Genomic DNA, 16,751 nt, shown 5'->3' with positions numbered 1-16,751 from the left:
GGCGTCCCTGAGATCCCCATCGCCGGCAAGCCGGGCTCCTACAGTTCGTCATTGCACGCTGGCGAAACCAGCGTGAGCCATTACGACGCCGTGGTGCTGGCCACCGGTTACCAGCGCCAGGGATCAGCTGGCCGTAGCGAGCAACAGGTCCTGCACCGAGCGCGCCTTGCCACGGCTGCGGTCGTGCTCGAACAGCGAGGCGGCAATCTCGTCCGCGCGGATCGGCAGCACCGACAGCAAGGTGTCGCTCAGGCCGTGGCTGGCCTGGCTGAAGCCCTGAATGTAGATACCCGCCTTGCAGCGCTCGTCGGTAACGATGCGGTAGTCGCGCGCCACTTCGAAGTCGCCCATGTAGGCTTCCAGCGGCGCCAGCAGCTCGCGGTGCATCTGGCGCTCGTAACCGGTGGCCAGCACCACGGCGTCGTAATGGCTCACGCTGGTTTCGCCGGTGGCGTTGTTGCGCAAGGCCAGTTCGATACCCAGCGGGCTGGCGCTGGCTTTTTCGACCACAGTCATGGTGCGGAAGGCCTGGCGTGCAATGCCGGAGACTTTCTGACGATAGAAAATCCCGTAGATGCGTTCGATCAGGTCCAGGTCCACCACCGAGTAGTTGGTATTCTGGTACTCGGCGACCAGGCGCTCACGCTCGGCACCCACCTGCTGGAACACCAGGTCGGTAAAGGCCGGCGAGAACACTTCGTTGACGAACGGGCTGTCATCGGCGGGCTTGAGCGCCGAACCGCGCAGGATCATGTCGACCTGCACCGACGGGAAGCTGTCATTCAGATCGATAAAGGCCTCGGCCGCGCTCTGGCCACCCCCGATGATCGCGATGCGCATCGCCTTGCCCTCGACACACGGCTGCGTGGCCATGCGTGCCAGGTATTGGGAGTGATGGAACACGCGGCCGTCGTCCTTGAGGGCCTTGAAGGCTTCAGGAATGCGCGGCGTGCCCCCGGCGCTGACCACCACCGAGCGGGTGGTGCGCACATGCTGCTCACCCACGGCATCGCGGGAAATCACACGCAAGGCTTCAACCTGTTGCTGGTGCAGGATCGGCTCGATGGCCAGCACTTCCTCGCCGTAGCGGGCCTGGGCCTGGAACTGCCCGGCAACCCAGCGCAGGTAGTCGTTGTACTCCATGCGGCACGGGTAGAAGGTGCCCAGGTTGATGAAGTCCACCAGGCGGTCGTGGGCCTTGAGGTAGTTGACGAAGGAGTAAGGGCTAGTGGGGTTGCGCAGGGTGACCAGGTCCTTGAGGAACGAGATCTGCAATTCGCTCTGGGTCACCAGGGTATTGCCGTGCCAGCGGTAGTCGGCCTGCTTGTCGAGAAACAGCACGTCCAGTTTGCCCTGGGCCTTTTCACGCTCCTGCAGGGCGATGGCCAGCGCCAGGTTCGAAGGGCCGAAACCGATACCGATCAGGTCGTGAACCGCGGGCGAAGCAATTGCCTGTGTCATTCCAGTGTCCTCTGGATAAGCCCCTTGGCGATTGGGGCGGGAATACCTTCAAGGCCTGAACAACAGGCCGTGTGTTGATAGGAAACGAGGACAGTGAAATAAAATTTAACTGATCGCTGATCAGTGTGCTTCCCACTCGCGCATGCGCACCCGGCAGTGCTTCATGGCATTGACGATGTGCTTTTCCACGAGGCTGCGGGAAATGCACAGGCGTTCAGCGATCTGCGGGTGGGACAAGCCGTCGAGCTTGCGCAGCAGGAAGCTGTCGCGGCAGACCGCGGGCAGCTCGGCCAGGGCGCGCTCGAGCATCTCCAGGCGCTGGCCCTGGTCGTGGGTGGCGTGGGGGGAACTGGCGGCAAAGCGTTCTTCGCTGTCGAGCACGTCCAGGGGTTCAGCCTGGCGCAGGGCGTTGCGCCGATGGCCGTCGATCACCAGATTGAGCGCGGTGCGGTACAGAAACGCCCGGGGCTGCTCGATCGGCGTGTCGCTGGAGCGCTCCAGCACCCGGACATAAGCGTCATGCACCACATCCTCGGCCACCTGACGGTTGCCCAGCTTGGCGTTGAGGAAACACACCAGCTCGCGATAGTAGTTTTCCAACATGACTCCCGGCCGTCCGGAGGGACGGCATCAGATCCTTGAGTGCTAAAGAAGACAGCCCATCGATGATGGCAGTTTGAGTGCGTGCAATTTATAGTAATTCTCATCTACTTTTAAAGAAGTCTCACACCCACACGCAAATTTTTTTACCGACCAGACCTGTAACCGCTTGTGTAACAGCCTAAATCCCCACGCATTTCCAACGTTTAACTGTCAGCTCAGCGCAACTGCGCTCCGAACTTTCCCGGCTGGAACCTAAGCATGAAACGCCCTCGACCTGCCCGACGCGCCCTGCTTGTTGTGGCGTGCCTGATCCCCATCATCGCGGTTGCCGCCTGGCAGGTGCTGCCGTCGGGCCGCGACAACCTGGCCACGGTCACCGTCACCCGCGGCAATATTGAAAACAGCGTGACCGCCCTGGGCACCCTGCAACCGCGTCGCTATGTCGACGTGGGCGCCCAGGCTTCGGGGCAGATCCAGAAGATCCACGTGGAGGCCGGCGACCAGGTCAAGGAAGGCCAGTTGCTGGTGGAGATCGACCCGTCCACGCAAAAGGCCAAGCTCGACGCCAGCCGCTATGCCATCGAGAACCTCAAGGCTCAACTGCAAGAGCAAAAAGCCCAGCACGAACTGGCGCGCCAGAAGTACCAGCGCCAGCAACGCCTGGCCGCCGGCAACGCCACCCGCGAAGAAGATGTGCAAACCGCCAAGGCCGAGCTGAGCGCCACCCAGGCGCGGGTCGACATGTTCCAGGCGCAGATCCGCCAGGCCCAGGCCAGCCTGCGCAGTGACGAAGCCGAACTGGGCTACACGCGGATTTTCGCGCCCATGGCGGGTACCGTGGTCGCGGTGGACGCGCGGGTCGGCCAGACCCTCAATGCCCAGCAGCAGACACCGTTGATCCTTCGTATTGCCAAGCTGTCGCCGATGACCGTGTGGGCCGAGGTCTCCGAAGCCGACATCGGTCACGTCAAACCCGGCATGACCGCCTATTTCACCACCCTGGCCGGTGGCAACCGGCGCTGGACCAGCACGGTGCGCCAGATCCTGCCGATCCCGCCCAAGCCGCTCAATGAAACCAGCCAGGGCAGCGGTAGCCCCAGCAGTTCAAGCAAGAGCGGCAGCGGCCGCGTGGTGCTGTACACCGTGCTATTGGACGTGGACAACGCCGACAATGCACTGATGGCCGAAATGACCACCCAGGTATTTTTTGTCGCCAGCCAGGTCAAGGACGCCCTCACGGTGCCGGTCGCCGCCCTGCTGGGCAGCCACGGCACCGACAAGCAGATCGCCCGCGTAGTGGCAAAAAACGGGTCCATCGAGGAACGCGAAGTGCGCCTGGGCATCAGTGATCGCCTGCGGGTCGAAGTGCTGGGCGGCCTCAGCGAAGGCGATCACCTGCTGATCGGCCCGGCCGACGGCAGCGGGGGTTGAGTTGAGCACGCCTCTGATCGAACTCAAGCACATCCGCAAGTCCTACGGCGGCGGCGACAGCCCGCAGGTCGACGTATTGCGCGGGATCGACCTGTCGATCCACGCCGGCGAGTTCGTCGCCATCGTCGGTGCTTCCGGCTCGGGCAAATCCACGTTGATGAATATCTTGGGTTGCCTCGACCGCCCCACCGAGGGCGACTACCTGTTCGCCGGGGAAAACGTCGCGCACCTGGGCAGCGACGAGTTGGCCTGGCTGCGCCGCGAAGCCTTCGGTTTTGTGTTCCAGGGCTATCACCTGATCCCGTCGGGTTCGGCCCAGGAAAACGTCGAGATGCCGGCGATCTATGCCGGCATCAGCGCCACCGAACGCCATGCTCGCGCCAAGGCCCTGCTCACTCGGCTGGGCCTGGCCGACCGCACCGCCAACCGCCCGCACCAGCTTTCCGGTGGCCAGCAGCAGCGGGTATCGATTGCCCGGGCATTGATGAACGGCGGGCATATCATCCTCGCCGACGAACCCACCGGCGCCCTCGACAGCCACAGCGGCGCCGAAGTGATGACCTTGCTCGACGAGCTTGCCAGCCAGGGTCACGTGGTCATCCTGATCACCCATGACCGCGAAGTGGCAGCGCGGGCCAACCGCATCATCGAGATCCGCGATGGCCTGATCATCAGCGATTCTGCCGACAGCGAGACCTATGTGCCGGCCACGGCCAACAGCGATGCGCTGCAAGCCGTGGACCTGCGCCAGCGCCTGGCCGACGGCGCCGAGCACAACGGCGCGTGGAAGGCCGAACTGGTCGACGCGGTGCAGGCGGCCTGGCGGGTGATGTGGATCAACCGGTTCCGCACCGCGTTGACGTTGCTGGGGATCATCATTGGCGTGGCGTCGGTGGTGGTCATGCTGGCCGTCGGCGAAGGCAGCAAGCGCCAGGTCATGGCGCAGATGGGCGCGTTCGGCTCCAACATTATTTACCTCAGCGGCTCCTCGCCCAACCCGCGCACGCCGCTGGGGATCGTCACCCTCAATGATGTCGCGGCGCTGTCGGCACTGCCCCAGGTCAAGCGCATCATGCCGGTCAACGGCAGTGACGCCGGCGTGCGCTTCGGCAATGTGGATTACCTGGCGTACGTGGGCGGCAACGATGTCAACTTCCCGGAAATCTTCAACTGGCCGGTGGTCGAAGGCAGCTACTTCACCGAGGCCGATGAGCGCGCCGGGGCGACCGTGGCGGTGATCGGCCACCGCATCCGCGAAAAACTGTTCAAGGGCGTGGCCAGCCCGATCGGCCAGTACATCCTGATCGAGAACGTGCCTTTCCAAGTGATCGGCGTGCTGGCGGAAAAAGGCTCCAGCTCCGGCAACAAAGACAGCGACGACCGCGTCGCCATCCCCTACACCGCTGCCAGCGTGCGCCTGTTCGGCACCTACAACCCCGAATACGTGGCCATTGCCACCACCGACGCACGCAAGGTGCACGAGGCCGAAGTGGCCATCGACCAGCTCATGCTCAAGCTGCACAACGGCAAGCGCGACTACCAGTTGACCAACAACGCCGCAATGATCCAGGCCGAGGCGCGCACTCAGAACACCCTGTCGTTGATGCTCGGCTCGATTGCCGCCATCTCCCTGCTGGTGGGCGGGATCGGCGTGATGAACATCATGCTGATGACCGTGCGCGAACGTACCCGCGAAATCGGTATCCGCATGGCCACCGGTGCGCGCCAGCGCGACATCCTGCGCCAGTTCCTCACCGAGGCGGTGATGCTCTCGGTGGTCGGCGGCCTGTTTGGCATCGCCCTCGCCTTGCTGGTGGGTGGCGTGCTGGTGCTGGCCGAGGTGGCGGTGCAGTTTTCCCTGGTGGCGGTGCTGGGCGCGTTCGGCTGTGCGCTGGTCACCGGTGTCGTATTCGGCTTTATGCCGGCCCGTAAAGCTGCCCGGCTCGATCCGGTTAAGGCGTTGACCAGTGAATAAACGATCCATCGCACCGCCCCTGTCCGTGCTCAGCCTGTGCCTGTTGCTCAATGCCTGCACCGGCAACCTGCCGACCGTCGACAGCGGTATCGCACCGCCCGCCGCCTGGCAGTACGCCGAACGCAATGCCGCCCAGGCGATCAACAACCGCTGGTGGACGCAGTTTGGCAGCGCGCCACTCAACCGCCTGATCGACCAGGCCCGCCGCGACAGTTACGACGTGGCTGCCGCCATGGCCCGCGTGCGCCAGGCCCAGGCCAGCGCCGTGATCGCCGGTGCGCCGTTGTTGCCCGAGGTGAAGTTCAACCTCACCGCCAGCCGTGAAAAGCTGCTGCGCGGCAGCGGCAGTTCGGCGCTGGACGCCACCGAAAGCAATAACACCGTCGACAGCTTCGGCGCCAACCTCACCGCCAGTTATGAGGTGGACTTCTGGGGGGGCCGCGCCGCAGCACGGGACAGCGCCTTGCAGACGCTACGCGCCAGCGAGTTCGACCAGGCCACCGTGGAGCTGACCCTGCTCAGCAACGTCGCCGACCGCTACGCGCAAACCCTGGCCGCACGCCAGCGCCAACAGATCGCCGAGCTGAATCTGGCGAATGCGCGCAACGTGCTGGACCTGGTGCAAACCCGCTACACCGCCGGCTCCGCCACCGCCCTGGAACTGGCCCAGCAAAAAAGCCTGGTCGCCAGCCAACAACGGCAATTGCCATTGATCCAGCAAGTGGCGGAAGAATCCCGGATCACCCTCGCCGCCCTCCTCGGCCAGCCCGTGCAGGCCCTGGACCTGGGCAGCGAAGGGTTCCAGGCCCTCAGTTGGCCCGCTATCGGCCCGGGTGTGCCCAGCCAACTGCTGAGCCGTCGCCCCGACCTGGCCCAGGCCGAAGCGCAATTGGCGGCCGCCCGTGCTGACGTCACTGTGGCCCGTGCGGCCATGTTGCCCACGGTCACCCTGGGCGCCACCGTGGGTTCGGGGTCGTACAAGGCCGAGGACATCCTGCGCAGCCCGTTCTACAACCTGACTTCGGGGCTGGTGGCACCGATCTTCAACCATGGCCGTTTAAGTGCGGAACGCGACAAGGCCAGTGCCCGCCAGGATGAGCTGCTGCAAACCTATCGCGGCGCAATCATCAATGGTTTTGCCGACGTGGAAAAAGCCCTGAGCAGCATCACGCGCCTGGACCAGCAACGTCAGTGGCAGGCAGAAGAACTGGAGCAGGCCCAGACCGCCTTCCAGATCGCCGAAAGCCGCTACCAGGCGGGTGCCGAGGACCTGCTGACGGTACTGGAAACCCAGCGCACCCTGTATGCCGCGCAAGATGTGAACGTGCAACTGCGGCTGTCACGGCTGCAGGCGAGCATTGCCTTGTACAAGGCGTTGGGCGGCGGTTGGAAAACCGAAATCTGATAAACGAAAGTCTGGTTTCCTACTGAAGTCTTTTTATCACCCTACATTTTTCAACCCGGGGTCCTTGGTAAAAAAGCCGCTCTCACACGGCTGCCCAGGACCTTTTGATGAAACCCAGCGTTCGCCTGACTCGCCTGGCCTGGTCTTTGATCGGGCTCATCGCTGCCCCCTCCCTGGCCGAACCGCTGATCCCACCCACCGCCATTGACTGGCTGCTGGACTGTCCACTGCCCACCGTCGCCCGGCTGGACCCGGAAGTGTTGGGCCGCACGCAATGCGGCGTGGTGAGCGTGCCCCGCGACCATGCGGCTCCTGCGCGTGGCCGCGTGCGCCTGGTGCTGACCCGTGTCGGCGCCCGCCAGCCGTTGAACCGCGAGGGCGTGGTGTTCGCTCAATCCGGCGAACCGCACCACGGCAAACACACCCCTTTCGCTCTCCACCTCGCCAGCCGCTGGGAGTCCTACGCCACACCGGCCTACCGCGCACTGACCAACCTTTACGACGTGATCGAACTCACCCCACGGGATTTGCGCCAGGCCCAAGGCGTCGAACAAGCCGCGTTGGACATGGAGTTCGTACGCGCCCAACTGGGCGAGGCACGCCTCAACTTTGTCGGCAACGCTGACGCCACGCGGCTCGGCAGCCGCTATGGCGCGCTGTTTCCGCAGCGTGTCGCGCGCATGGTGCTGGTCAATGCCAGCCACGGCGAACCCATCACATCGGGTATCGAGCACCTGTTGCTCAAGGCGCCACCCGCCCCGAACAACCTCGCCAACGGCTGCGTCGAGCGATGGTTGGGCGACTTCCTGATTTATGGAAAACAACCACCGCCTTCAGCACGTTGCCTTGACAGCGGCCAATGGGACTAACACCCGCACTAACGCATTTGCGACCCCTTGCCACCGAAAACGACACCCTGCGTTGACCTGAGGGCTCAAGCGTTATTAAGTGCTATTTATCCGCATTAATACGATAAATCGAAGCCATGCTAAGCCGCCCGCTGAAACGCAAACGCCAGAAGCTGTCCGATGTGATTGTCGAGTCGGTCAAGCGCTCCATCGTCACCGACGCCTTGAAGCCCGGTGACCGTTTGCCCACCGAACGTGAGCTGATGGAAAGCTTCCAGTGCTCCAAAGGCTCGGCACGCGAAGCGCTCAAGGCCCTGGAGGTCGAAGGCCTGGTGAACACTCGCACAGGCCCCAGCGGCGGCGCGTACCTGAACCAGGCCGGCACCGAGCCGGCCAGCCGGGCGTTGCGCAATTACCTGCACTTCCAGCACCTGGACGGCGAGCAGGTGTACCAACTGCGCAAAGTCATCGAGGTGGAACTGGCGGTGTCGGTACTCGGGCGCCTCAGCGAGGACGACTACCAGGCCCTGCAAGACAACGTGGCGTTCTGCAGCGCACCGGAAGACAGCGAAGCCGGCCAGCGCGAACAACGCCTGGCGGAACTGGAGTTCCACAACCTGCTGGCCAAGGCCTGCCCCAACCCGCTGCTGAGCTTCATGGCGCAGTTTCTCAACGACCTGCTGCGTGACCTGGTGGTGCTGAAAAAAGCCTACAAGCCCAAGCGCAAACAGTTCGATGCGGCCAACCTCGACTATCACAAGCAGTTGCTGATCGCCTTTCGTGCCGGGGACGAAAGCGCCGTGCGCAGCCTGATGCATGAACACATGTGCGATGCCGAACACCACATGACCGCCCTTGAAGGCGAGGTCAGCCCGCATTTTCTGTTGGAGTTTGATCACCACCACTGACCCTGTAGGAGCCGGCTTGCCGGCGATGGCATCACCTGGGTGCATTTGACACACCGAGGTGCCTGCATCGCAGGCAAGCCAGCTCCCACATTTTGACCGCATTCCAACCAACTTCCGCGCCATCCAATAACAGGCCTGCCCACAGGCCCTTGCTCCACCGTATCGCCCTTGCCGCTCCTGCCAATAACTAAACCAGGGAGTCACCCCATGCAGCGTCGTACGTTATTGAAAGCCAGTCTTACCGCAGCCGCCGCCCTCAGCCTCCCGCTGAGCGTGCGGTCGGCATTCGCCGCCGAGCCCTTTACCTTTTACGGCCTCAAGTCCATGTCTGGCGCCTTTGCCAGCTATGGCAAGTTTGCCGACATGGGTTCACGCCTGGCGGTGGGCCAACACCCCGAAGTACTCGGCCGCCCGTTGAACTACAAGGTCATCGACACCGAAGGCAACGCCGGCAAGGCGGTGCGCAAGGTGCAGGAAGCCATCCAGCAGGACGGCGCACGGTTCTTCCAGGGGTGCACCCTGTCGTCGTCGGCGCTGGCGGTGGCCAAGGAAGTGGACAAGGTCGGCGGCGTGTTCATGACCCCGGTGGGCGCCGATGAAGTCACCGGCAAAGACTGCAACCACGCGACCTTCCGCTGGTCGGTGCCCACCTACGGAGCGATCCGCGAAACCATGGTGCCGCTGATCAAGCTGCTGCCGGACGCCAAGCGCTGGTACACCATCACCCCGCAATACGTGTTCGGCGAAGCGCTGCTCGAAGGCGCCAAGAATGTGCTCAAGGAACACGGCCTGGAGCACATCGGCAACAGCTACCACTCGTTGCAGGAGCAGGAATTCTCCGGCTACCTGACCAACGCCATCGCGGCCAAGCCCGATGTGCTGGTGCTGCTCAACTTCGGCAGCCAGTCCTCCAATACCCTGCGCCAGGCGGTGAACTTCGGCATCAAGGAACGCATGAAAGTGCTGCTGGTGTGGTCCGCCGGCCTGGATCAATTCCAGGAACTGGGCAGCGATGTGCTCGAAGGCGTGTACCTCGGCGCGCAGTATTGGCACCAGGTCGACACCCCGCTCAACCGCGAACTGGTCAAGCTGACCCAGGCCAAATACGGCATCAACCCCACCTACCCGCTGGCCGCCGACTACATCAGCACCAAGGTTATGCTCGACACCATCATCTCGACGGGCAGCTTCGACGGCCCCACCGTGGCCAAGGCCATGCAAGGCTTGAGCTTCGAAGGCCCGACCGGCAAGGAATCGATCCGCGCCGGCGACCACCAGGTGATCAAGGACTACTACCTGCTCGTCGGCAAGGCCGCTGGCGACATGGCTGACAAGGACGACTTGGCCAAGGTACTCAGCGCCGGCCAGTCGTTCCCGCCCGTGGAAGCCACTGGCTGCACGCTCGCCTGATCCCCTGAACATTGCACAGCAGGGCTGCGCGAGCAGCTTCCTGCCGAGGGTGCCTGCATGCTTAATCTTTACCTGTTCCAGATACTCAACGGCCTGGGGTTGGGAATGATCTATTTCCTGATCGCCGTCGGGCTGACCATCATTTTTGGCCTGCTCAACTTCGTCAACTTCGCCCACGGCGCGTTCTTTCTGCTGGGTGCCTACATTTGCTACACCGCTGTCAGCCTCACCGGCAACTTCTGGCTGGCGCTGCTGATCGCGCCGCTGGTGGTGGCCGCGTTGGCCTGGGTGATCGAGCGACTGTTGATCCAGCGCATCTATCACTTGCCGCACATGTTCCAGATCCTGGTGACCCTGGGGATCGCGCTGATCATCCAGGAAGCCAGCGTGATGATCTGGGGCCCGGTGGGCAAAAGCGTTGCGGTGCCGCAATTGCTGCGCGGCGTGCTGGTGGTGGGCGACTTCGTGTACCCGCACTACCGCCTGTTCCTGATCGGTTTCTCCGGCCTGGTCGGCCTGGGCCTGTGGCTGCTGCTGGAACGCACACGCTTCGGTGCCCTGGTGCGCGCCGGCAGTGAAAGCACTGAAACCGTGTCGTTGCTGGGCACCAATATCTTCCGCCTGTTCTCTATGACGTTCGCCCTCGGTGTCGCCCTGGCCGGCGTTGCGGGCGTGCTGTTCGCCCCGTTGCGCGGCGCCCAGCCCTTTGTCGGCCCGGAGATCCTCGGCGTGGCCTTCGTGGTGGTGGTGATCGGCGGCATGGGCTCGTTCAGCGGCGCGCTGGTCGGCGGGTTGCTGGTGGGCGTGGTGCAAAGCCTGATGGCCACACTCTGGCCCCAGGGCGCGAGCCTGATGATCTACGGCGCGATGGCCGTGGTGATCCTGGTGCGTCCTTACGGCCTGTTCGGGAGAGCCTGACATGAGCGAGAAAAATCCCCTGCCGTTTGCCAAGACGCAATCGCGCGCGATGTTGCTGTGGGTACTGGCGGTGCTGATCGGCCTGCCATTGATCTTGCCGTCGGCGACCCTGGCCACCGAGATTCTGATCTTTGCCATGGCCGCCCTGGCCTGCAACCTGTTGCTGGGCTACACGGGGCTGCTGTCGTTCGGCCAAGGTATCTTCTTCGGCGCCGGCGCCTACTGCGCCGCGTTGCTGATGCTGCACCTGCAACTGGGGCTGTTCGCCGCCCTGCTCGGCGCCGCGGTGGCCGGTGGCTTCCTGGCCTTGCTGGTGGGCGCCCTGGCGATCCGCCGTACCGGCATCTACTTCGTGATGCTGACCCTGGCGTTCAGCCAGATGGCCTACTTCGTCGCCTACACCCTCAGCGACTGGACCGGTGGCGACAACGGCCTGCTCAGCGTGCCGCGTCCGGAGATCCGTATCGGTGAAACGGTGCTGCTGTCGCTCAGCGATGCCCGCGCCTTCTACGCGTTTGTCGCGGTGCTGTTCCTGCTGATCTTCATCGGCGCACGCCGGGTGATCGCCTCGCCGTTCGGCAGCACGCTGATGGCGATCCGCGAAAACGAAACCCGCGCCTCGGCCATCGGCTACGACACCCGCCATTTCAAGATCCTGGTGTTTGTGCTGTCCGGCGCCGTCACCGGGATTGCCGGCGCGCTGTACGCGATGCTGCTGCACTTCGTGCCGCTGTCGAACATCGACCTGGCGATGTCCGAGAACATCCTGATCATGACCATCGTCGGCGGCACCGGCTCGTTGTTCGGTTCGCTGCTGGGCGCCGGCTCCATCGTGCTGCTCGGGGACTTCCTCTCCGACCTGTGGCCACGCTGGCTGATGCTGCTGGGGGTGATCCTGATCCTGGTGGTGATCTTCATGCGGGGCGGTTTGTGGGGCGGCCTGGCGTCGCTGTTCGAAAAGGTACGCGGCAGCCGCAAGGCCGCCGTTATCGCCAAGGAGGAAGGGCTATGAGCATCCTGCTGGAAACCAAAGACCTGGAACTGGCCTATGGCGCCTTCCATGCGGTCAACGGTGTGAACCTCAAGGTCGAGGCTGGCACCATCCACACCATCATCGGGCCCAACGGCGCGGGCAAAACCAGCCTGTTCCACTGCCTGACCGGCGAGCGCCAGGCCACGGCCGGGGCGATTCATTTCGACGGCAAAAACCTGATGCGCAAACCCGCCCATGGCCGCGTCGGCCTGGGCATGGCGCGCTCGTTCCAGCTCACGAGCCTGTTCCAGAACCTCAGCGTGCGCGAAAACCTGCGCCTGGCGGCCCAGGGCCGTGACGGTGCCCGTGCGCTGAACTTCTGGCGCCGCGTCGACAGCAAACGCGAACACCTGGACATGGCCGACCAAGTACTGGAGCGCCTGCAACTGACCACCCGCGCCGACACCCTGGCCGGCGAGTTGTCCCACGGCCAGCAGCGGGTGCTGGAGGTGGGCATGTCGATCTGCTCCAAACCGAAACTATTGATGCTGGATGAGCCCACCTCGGGCATGGGCATCGACGACATCCCGATCATGACCCAGCTGATCAGCGACCTCGGCCGCGACCACACGGTGCTGCTGATCGAACACAACATGAGCATCGTCATGTCCATCAGCCAACGCATCACAGTGATGAGCCACGGCCAGATCCTGGTGGAAGGCACGCCGGAATTCGTACGCGCCGATGAGCGTGTGCGCACTGCATACCTTGGGGAGGCTGCCTGATGCTGATCGTCGAGAACATTCATTCCTACTACGACAAGAGCCACGTGCTCGAAGGCGTCTCGCTGACCGTCAACCCTGGCGAACTGGTGACCCTGCTGGGGCGTAACGGCGCCGGCAAGACCACCACCCTGCGCAGCATCCTCGGGATCATCTGCCCGCGCCAGGGCCAGATCCACTTCAACGGCCAGGCGTTGGTGGGGCAGAAGATCTTTGAAATCGCCCGTCAGGGCCTGGCGCTGGTGCCGGAAAATCGCGGGATCTTCCGCCTGCTTACCGTCGAAGAGAACCTGCGCATCGCCGCGCGCAAGACCAGCCGCTGGCAGCTCGAAGACGTGTACGCCATGTTCCCGCGTCTCAAGGAACGCCGCAAAAATGCCGGCCACGCGCTGTCGGGTGGCGAGCAGCAGATGCTCGCCATCGCCCGCGCGCTGCTCAACGACCCCAAGCTGCTGATCCTCGATGAACCCACCGAAGGCCTGGCCCCGGTGATCGTCGACGAGCTGGTGAAAATCCTGCGCAAGGTCAAGGACGACGGCCTGCCGGTACTGCTGGTGGAACAGAACCTGATGGTCTGCGACAAGCTCGCCGACCGCCATTACGTGCTCGAACAGGGCCGCGTGGTGTACGAGGGCAGCGCCGCTGACTTCCGTGCCGATCCGAGTATCAAGAATCGCTATTTGGCCCTGAGTGCCTGACCGGAGATTGCAGATGAATAGTTTTGCGCAACCGCTCCAGAGCAACGCCCCGCTGATCAACCGCGACCGTTTGTGGCAATCGTTGATGGACCTGGCCCAGCTCGGTGCCACCGTCAAGGGCGGCGTGTGTCGCCTGGCCCTGACCGACCTGGACCGCCAGGCCCGTGACCTGTTCGTGCAATGGTGCGAGGCGGCCGGGTGCAGCGTCACGGTCGACGGCATCGGCAATATCTTTGCGCGCCGCGCCGGGCGCAATCCCGCCCTGCCCCCGGTAATGACCGGCAGCCATATCGACACCCAGCCCACCGGCGGCAAGTTCGACGGCTGCTACGGAGTCATGGCCGGGCTGGAGGTGATCCGTACTCTCAACGATTTGAACATCGAGACCGAAGCGCCGATTGAAGTGGTGGTGTGGACCAACGAAGAAGGCTCGCGCTTTCCGCCGTGCATGATGGGCTCCGGAGTATTCGCCGGTAAATTCGACTTGCAGGAGACCCTCGACAAACTCGACGACCAGGGGCTGTCGGTGGGTGCCGAATTGCAGCGCATCGGCTATGCCGGCACCCGCGCCGTGCTCGGCCATCCGGTGGGTGCGTATTTCGAAGCACACATCGAACAAGGCCCGGTGCTGGAAGACCAGGCCACCACCATCGGCGTGGTCATGGGCTGCCTGGGCCAGAAGTGGTTCGACCTGACCTTCACCGGCGTCGAAGCCCACGCCGGGCCGACGCCGATGCACCTGCGCAAGGACGCCCTGGTGGGCGCCGCCGAGGTGGTCAGCGCGGTCAACCGCATCGCCCATCAACAGCAACCCCATGCCTGTGGCACGGTCGGTTGCCTGAGCCTGCACCCGGGTTCGCGCAACGTAATCCCGGGCCAGGTGCAGATGACGATCGACCTGCGCCACCTGCACGCCGACAAGCTGCAAGCCATGGTCGATGAGGTGCGCGGCGTGATCGAAGCCACCGCCAAACACCACGGCTTGAGCTTTGAGCTGACGCCGACGGCCGACTTTCCACCGCTGGACTTTGCCCCGGCGTGCGTCAACGCCGTGCGCGAAGGCGCCCAGGCCCTGGGCTTGAGCCACATGGACATCGTCAGTGGCGCCGGGCACGACGCGATTTTCGTTGCCGAACTGGGCCCGGCCGGGATGATCTTTGTGCCGTGCGAAGGCGGCATCAGCCATAACGAAATCGAAAACGCCGCGCCGGATGATCTGGCGGCGGGCTGCGCGGTGCTGCTGCGCGCCATGGTCAACGCGGCCCAGGGGGATGTGGCATGAGTGAGATCGGCCAACTGACGGCGGTGCAACTGCTGGCGCATTTTCGTGACAAGAGCCTGTCGCCGGTGGAGGTCACCGAAGACGCGTTGCTGCGCATCGAACGCTACAACCCGGTGGTGAATGCCTACTGCCATGTCGACCCGCAAGGCGCACTGAACGCCGCACGCGCCTCGGAACAACGCTGGCTCAAGGGCCAGCCGTGCGGCGCGCTGGACGGCGTGCCCGCGTCGATCAAGGACCTGACCCTGACGGTCGGCATGCCCACCCGCAAAGGCTCACGCACCTCATCCGCCGAAGGGCCGTGGGACGTGGACGCGCCGTTTTCCGCGTTGATGCGCAAGGCGGGCGCGGTGCTGCTGGGTAAGACCACCACCCCGGAATTCGGCTGGAAGGGCGTCACCGACAACCCGCTGTATGGCATCACCCGCAACCCGTGGGACACTCGCACCACCGCCGGCGGCTCCTCGGGCGGCGCCGGCGCGGCGGCGGCCTTGAACCTCGGCGTGTTGCACCAGGGCAGCGATGCGGGCGGCTCGATCCGAATTCCCTGCGCGTTCACCGGCACGTTCGGCATCAAGCCGACCTTCGGCTACGTGCCGCAATGGCCTGCCAGTTCCATGACGATCCTGTCGCACCTGGGGCCGATGACCCGCACCGTGCAAGACACGGTGCTGATGCTGCAGACCGTCGCGCAACCCGACGCGCGGGATGGCCTGATCGGTGCGCCAAGGGCCACGCCCTGGCTCACCCCCGGCACGGACCTCAAAGGCTTGCGCGTGGCCTACAGCCCCACGTTCGGTTATGTAGACGTCGACCCGCAGGTGGCCAGCGTCGTCGCCCGGGCCGTGCAGGGCCTGGTGCAATTGGGGGCACACGTGGAAGAAATCGACCCGGGCTTCAGCGACCCGCTGGAGGTGTTCAGCACCCTGTGGGCGGCCGGTGCCGCACGCCTTACCGGGCCCATGAGCGAGTCGCAGAAACAGCTGCTCGACCCTGGCCTGCTGAGCATCGCGCAACAGGGCGAACGCTTGAGCCTGGATGACTTCAACGCCGCCCTTGAAGCCCGCGCCGCGTTGGTGGCGCGCATGGCGGCGTTCCATGAGCACTACGACGTGCTGGTCTCGCCGATGATGCCGATCACCGCGTTCGAGGCTGGGCATAACGTACCGCCAGGTTCGGGCATGCAGGCCTGGATGGAATGGACGCCATTCACCTACCCCTTCAACCTGACCCAACAACCGGCCGCCTCGGTGCCGTGCGGTTTGGCAGCGAATGGCCTGCCGGTGGGCCTGCACGTGGTCGGCGCACGGTTTGCCGATGAGCAAGTGTTAAGGGTGTGCCAGGTGTATGCACAGGCATTCCCGACCGAGCATCTTGAAGCACCACGAACGCTCTAACTCAAGCCTTACGCCCCGGGACCGACCTGTGCATCCCGGGGCGGACTTGGCCTATAATCCGCGCTTCTTTTCTGTTGCCCGGATTGTTTTACATGCTATTCACAAGGACCGTCCTGGTGAGCGCAATGCTCACCCTCCTGCCGCCCCTGGCCCACGCTGCCAGCCTGGACCTCACCTACGAAGCGCCACCGTTGGAGGCTGCACCGGCCGAGCGCCCCGCCCAGAACAAAACCCTGTTCCCCGTGAAAACCCTGGCACCGCTGACCGTCGACTACAGCTGCAAAGGCCCGCAATGCCAATACGAGACGGATATCGACCAGCTCCATGAAGACCAGACCACCCAACATTGGTCCATTGGTATCCAGTAGGAGCCGGCTTGCCGGCGATGGCGGCGTGTCAGTCACCCCTGAGCTGGATGAACCACCGCTATCGCAGGCAAGCCAGCTCCCACATTCGGGCGCATTTCAAATGCATGAACTCGGTCACCTGTAGGAGCCGGCTTGCTGGCGATGGCGGTGTGTCAGTCACCCATGAGCTGGCTGAACCACCGCTATCGCAGGCAAGCCAGCTCCCACATTCGGCCGCATTTCAAATGCATGAACTCGGTCACCTGTAGGAGCCGGCTTGCTGGCGATGGCGGCGTGTCAGTCACCCATGAGT

The 16,751-nt window shown here is 64.0% G+C and carries 15 protein-coding genes; 13 read left to right on the top strand and 2 right to left on the bottom strand.

Annotated features, from left to right (window positions below):
* Positions 1 to 123: 123 nt before the first annotated feature.
* Both AC07SU_RS04890 and AC07SU_RS04885 read right to left on the bottom strand, forming a co-directional pair.
* Positions 124 to 1,461 (bottom strand): lysine N(6)-hydroxylase/L-ornithine N(5)-oxygenase family protein, encoded by a 1,338-nt coding sequence (locus AC07SU_RS04890; RefSeq protein WP_176998943.1) that lies wholly within the window; start codon positions 1,459 to 1,461, stop codon positions 124 to 126.
* Positions 1,462 to 1,581: 120 nt separating this feature from the next.
* Positions 1,582 to 2,064 carry a sigma-70 family RNA polymerase sigma factor gene (locus AC07SU_RS04885; protein ID WP_176998944.1) on the bottom strand — a complete coding sequence of 161 codons (483 nt, stop codon included), beginning with the start codon at positions 2,062 to 2,064 and terminating at the stop codon, positions 1,582 to 1,584.
* Positions 2,065 to 2,322: 258 nt separating this feature from the next.
* Here AC07SU_RS04885 and AC07SU_RS04880 point away from each other — a divergent pair, with 258 nt between their 5' ends.
* The 13 genes from AC07SU_RS04880 (at position 2,323) to AC07SU_RS04820 (ending at position 16,459) form a co-directional block, all read left to right on the top strand.
* Entirely contained in the window at positions 2,323 to 3,495 is a 1,173-nt protein-coding gene (locus AC07SU_RS04880) for an efflux RND transporter periplasmic adaptor subunit (protein ID WP_176998945.1), read from the top strand.
* Position 3,496: 1 nt separating this feature from the next.
* On the top strand, positions 3,497 to 5,470 hold the full coding sequence (locus tag AC07SU_RS04875) for a MacB family efflux pump subunit (protein ID WP_176998946.1): 1,974 nt from the start codon (positions 3,497 to 3,499) through the stop codon (positions 5,468 to 5,470).
* Entirely contained in the window at positions 5,463 to 6,875 is a 1,413-nt protein-coding gene (locus AC07SU_RS04870; RefSeq protein ID WP_494996373.1) for an efflux transporter outer membrane subunit, read from the top strand. Before AC07SU_RS04875 ends, AC07SU_RS04870 begins: the two co-directional genes overlap by 8 nt.
* Positions 6,876 to 6,982: 107 nt before the next feature.
* On the top strand, positions 6,983 to 7,744 hold the full coding sequence (locus AC07SU_RS04865) for an alpha/beta hydrolase (RefSeq protein WP_494996372.1): 762 nt from the start codon (positions 6,983 to 6,985) through the stop codon (positions 7,742 to 7,744).
* A 116-nt stretch (positions 7,745 to 7,860) separates the two neighbouring features.
* The gene (locus AC07SU_RS04860) at positions 7,861 to 8,631 is read left to right on the top strand and encodes a FadR/GntR family transcriptional regulator (RefSeq protein ID WP_176998949.1); all 771 of its coding nucleotides are present in this window, start codon (positions 7,861 to 7,863) and stop codon (positions 8,629 to 8,631) included.
* A gap of 207 nt (positions 8,632 to 8,838) precedes the next feature.
* Positions 8,839 to 10,041: an ABC transporter substrate-binding protein gene (locus AC07SU_RS04855; protein ID WP_494996371.1), complete on the top strand. Its 1,203-nt coding sequence runs from the start codon at positions 8,839 to 8,841 to the stop codon at positions 10,039 to 10,041.
* 57 nt (positions 10,042 to 10,098) lie between these two features.
* Positions 10,099 to 10,959 (top strand): branched-chain amino acid ABC transporter permease, encoded by an 861-nt coding sequence (locus AC07SU_RS04850; protein ID WP_494996370.1) that lies wholly within the window; start codon positions 10,099 to 10,101, stop codon positions 10,957 to 10,959.
* 1 nt (position 10,960) lies between these two features.
* Positions 10,961 to 11,971: a branched-chain amino acid ABC transporter permease gene (locus AC07SU_RS04845; protein ID WP_494996369.1), complete on the top strand. Its 1,011-nt coding sequence runs from the start codon at positions 10,961 to 10,963 to the stop codon at positions 11,969 to 11,971.
* The gene (locus AC07SU_RS04840) at positions 11,968 to 12,717 is read left to right on the top strand and encodes an ABC transporter ATP-binding protein (protein WP_494996368.1); all 750 of its coding nucleotides are present in this window, start codon (positions 11,968 to 11,970) and stop codon (positions 12,715 to 12,717) included. The genes AC07SU_RS04845 and AC07SU_RS04840 overlap by 4 nt, the downstream gene beginning before the upstream one ends.
* Positions 12,717 to 13,412, top strand: coding sequence for an ABC transporter ATP-binding protein (locus AC07SU_RS04835; RefSeq protein WP_105522648.1), 696 nt, complete (start codon positions 12,717 to 12,719; stop codon positions 13,410 to 13,412). Before AC07SU_RS04840 ends, AC07SU_RS04835 begins: the two co-directional genes overlap by 1 nt.
* Positions 13,413 to 13,425: 13 nt before the next feature.
* On the top strand, positions 13,426 to 14,694 hold the full coding sequence (locus AC07SU_RS04830; RefSeq protein WP_494996367.1) for a Zn-dependent hydrolase: 1,269 nt from the start codon (positions 13,426 to 13,428) through the stop codon (positions 14,692 to 14,694).
* Positions 14,691 to 16,091: an amidase gene (locus tag AC07SU_RS04825; RefSeq protein WP_494996366.1), complete on the top strand. Its 1,401-nt coding sequence runs from the start codon at positions 14,691 to 14,693 to the stop codon at positions 16,089 to 16,091. The genes AC07SU_RS04830 and AC07SU_RS04825 overlap by 4 nt, the downstream gene beginning before the upstream one ends.
* A 125-nt stretch (positions 16,092 to 16,216) precedes the next feature.
* The gene (locus AC07SU_RS04820; RefSeq protein ID WP_494996365.1) at positions 16,217 to 16,459 is read left to right on the top strand and encodes a hypothetical protein; all 243 of its coding nucleotides are present in this window, start codon (positions 16,217 to 16,219) and stop codon (positions 16,457 to 16,459) included.
* The last annotated feature ends 292 nt before the right edge of the window (positions 16,460 to 16,751 follow it).

Source organism: Pseudomonas sp. GW821-FHT05H12 (assembly GCF_059419385.1).
The sequence above is the reverse complement of the archived record's forward strand: the minus strand, read 5'-3'. Positions and strand labels throughout refer to the sequence as shown.

Excerpts from the sequence above, each read along its gene's own strand:
- AC07SU_RS04830 (WP_494996367.1), top strand. The coding sequence starts at position 13,426 with ATGAATAGTTTTGCGCAACCGCTCCAGAGCAACGCCCCGCTGATCAAC.
- AC07SU_RS04835 (WP_105522648.1), top strand. The coding sequence starts at position 12,717 with ATGCTGATCGTCGAGAACATTCATTCCTACTACGACAAGAGCCACGTG.
- AC07SU_RS04855 (WP_494996371.1), top strand. The coding sequence starts at position 8,839 with ATGCAGCGTCGTACGTTATTGAAAGCCAGTCTTACCGCAGCCGCCGCC.
- AC07SU_RS04865 (WP_494996372.1), top strand. The coding sequence starts at position 6,983 with ATGAAACCCAGCGTTCGCCTGACTCGCCTGGCCTGGTCTTTGATCGGG.
- AC07SU_RS04880 (WP_176998945.1), top strand. The coding sequence starts at position 2,323 with ATGAAACGCCCTCGACCTGCCCGACGCGCCCTGCTTGTTGTGGCGTGC.
- AC07SU_RS04845 (WP_494996369.1), top strand. The coding sequence starts at position 10,961 with ATGAGCGAGAAAAATCCCCTGCCGTTTGCCAAGACGCAATCGCGCGCG.
- AC07SU_RS04840 (WP_494996368.1), top strand. The coding sequence starts at position 11,968 with ATGAGCATCCTGCTGGAAACCAAAGACCTGGAACTGGCCTATGGCGCC.
- AC07SU_RS04825 (WP_494996366.1), top strand. The coding sequence starts at position 14,691 with ATGAGTGAGATCGGCCAACTGACGGCGGTGCAACTGCTGGCGCATTTT.
- AC07SU_RS04850 (WP_494996370.1), top strand. The coding sequence starts at position 10,099 with ATGCTTAATCTTTACCTGTTCCAGATACTCAACGGCCTGGGGTTGGGA.
- AC07SU_RS04860 (WP_176998949.1), top strand. The coding sequence starts at position 7,861 with ATGCTAAGCCGCCCGCTGAAACGCAAACGCCAGAAGCTGTCCGATGTG.
- AC07SU_RS04885 (WP_176998944.1), bottom strand. The coding sequence starts at position 2,064 with ATGTTGGAAAACTACTATCGCGAGCTGGTGTGTTTCCTCAACGCCAAG.
- AC07SU_RS04890 (WP_176998943.1), bottom strand. The coding sequence starts at position 1,461 with ATGACACAGGCAATTGCTTCGCCCGCGGTTCACGACCTGATCGGTATC.
- AC07SU_RS04820 (WP_494996365.1), top strand. The coding sequence starts at position 16,217 with ATGCTCACCCTCCTGCCGCCCCTGGCCCACGCTGCCAGCCTGGACCTC.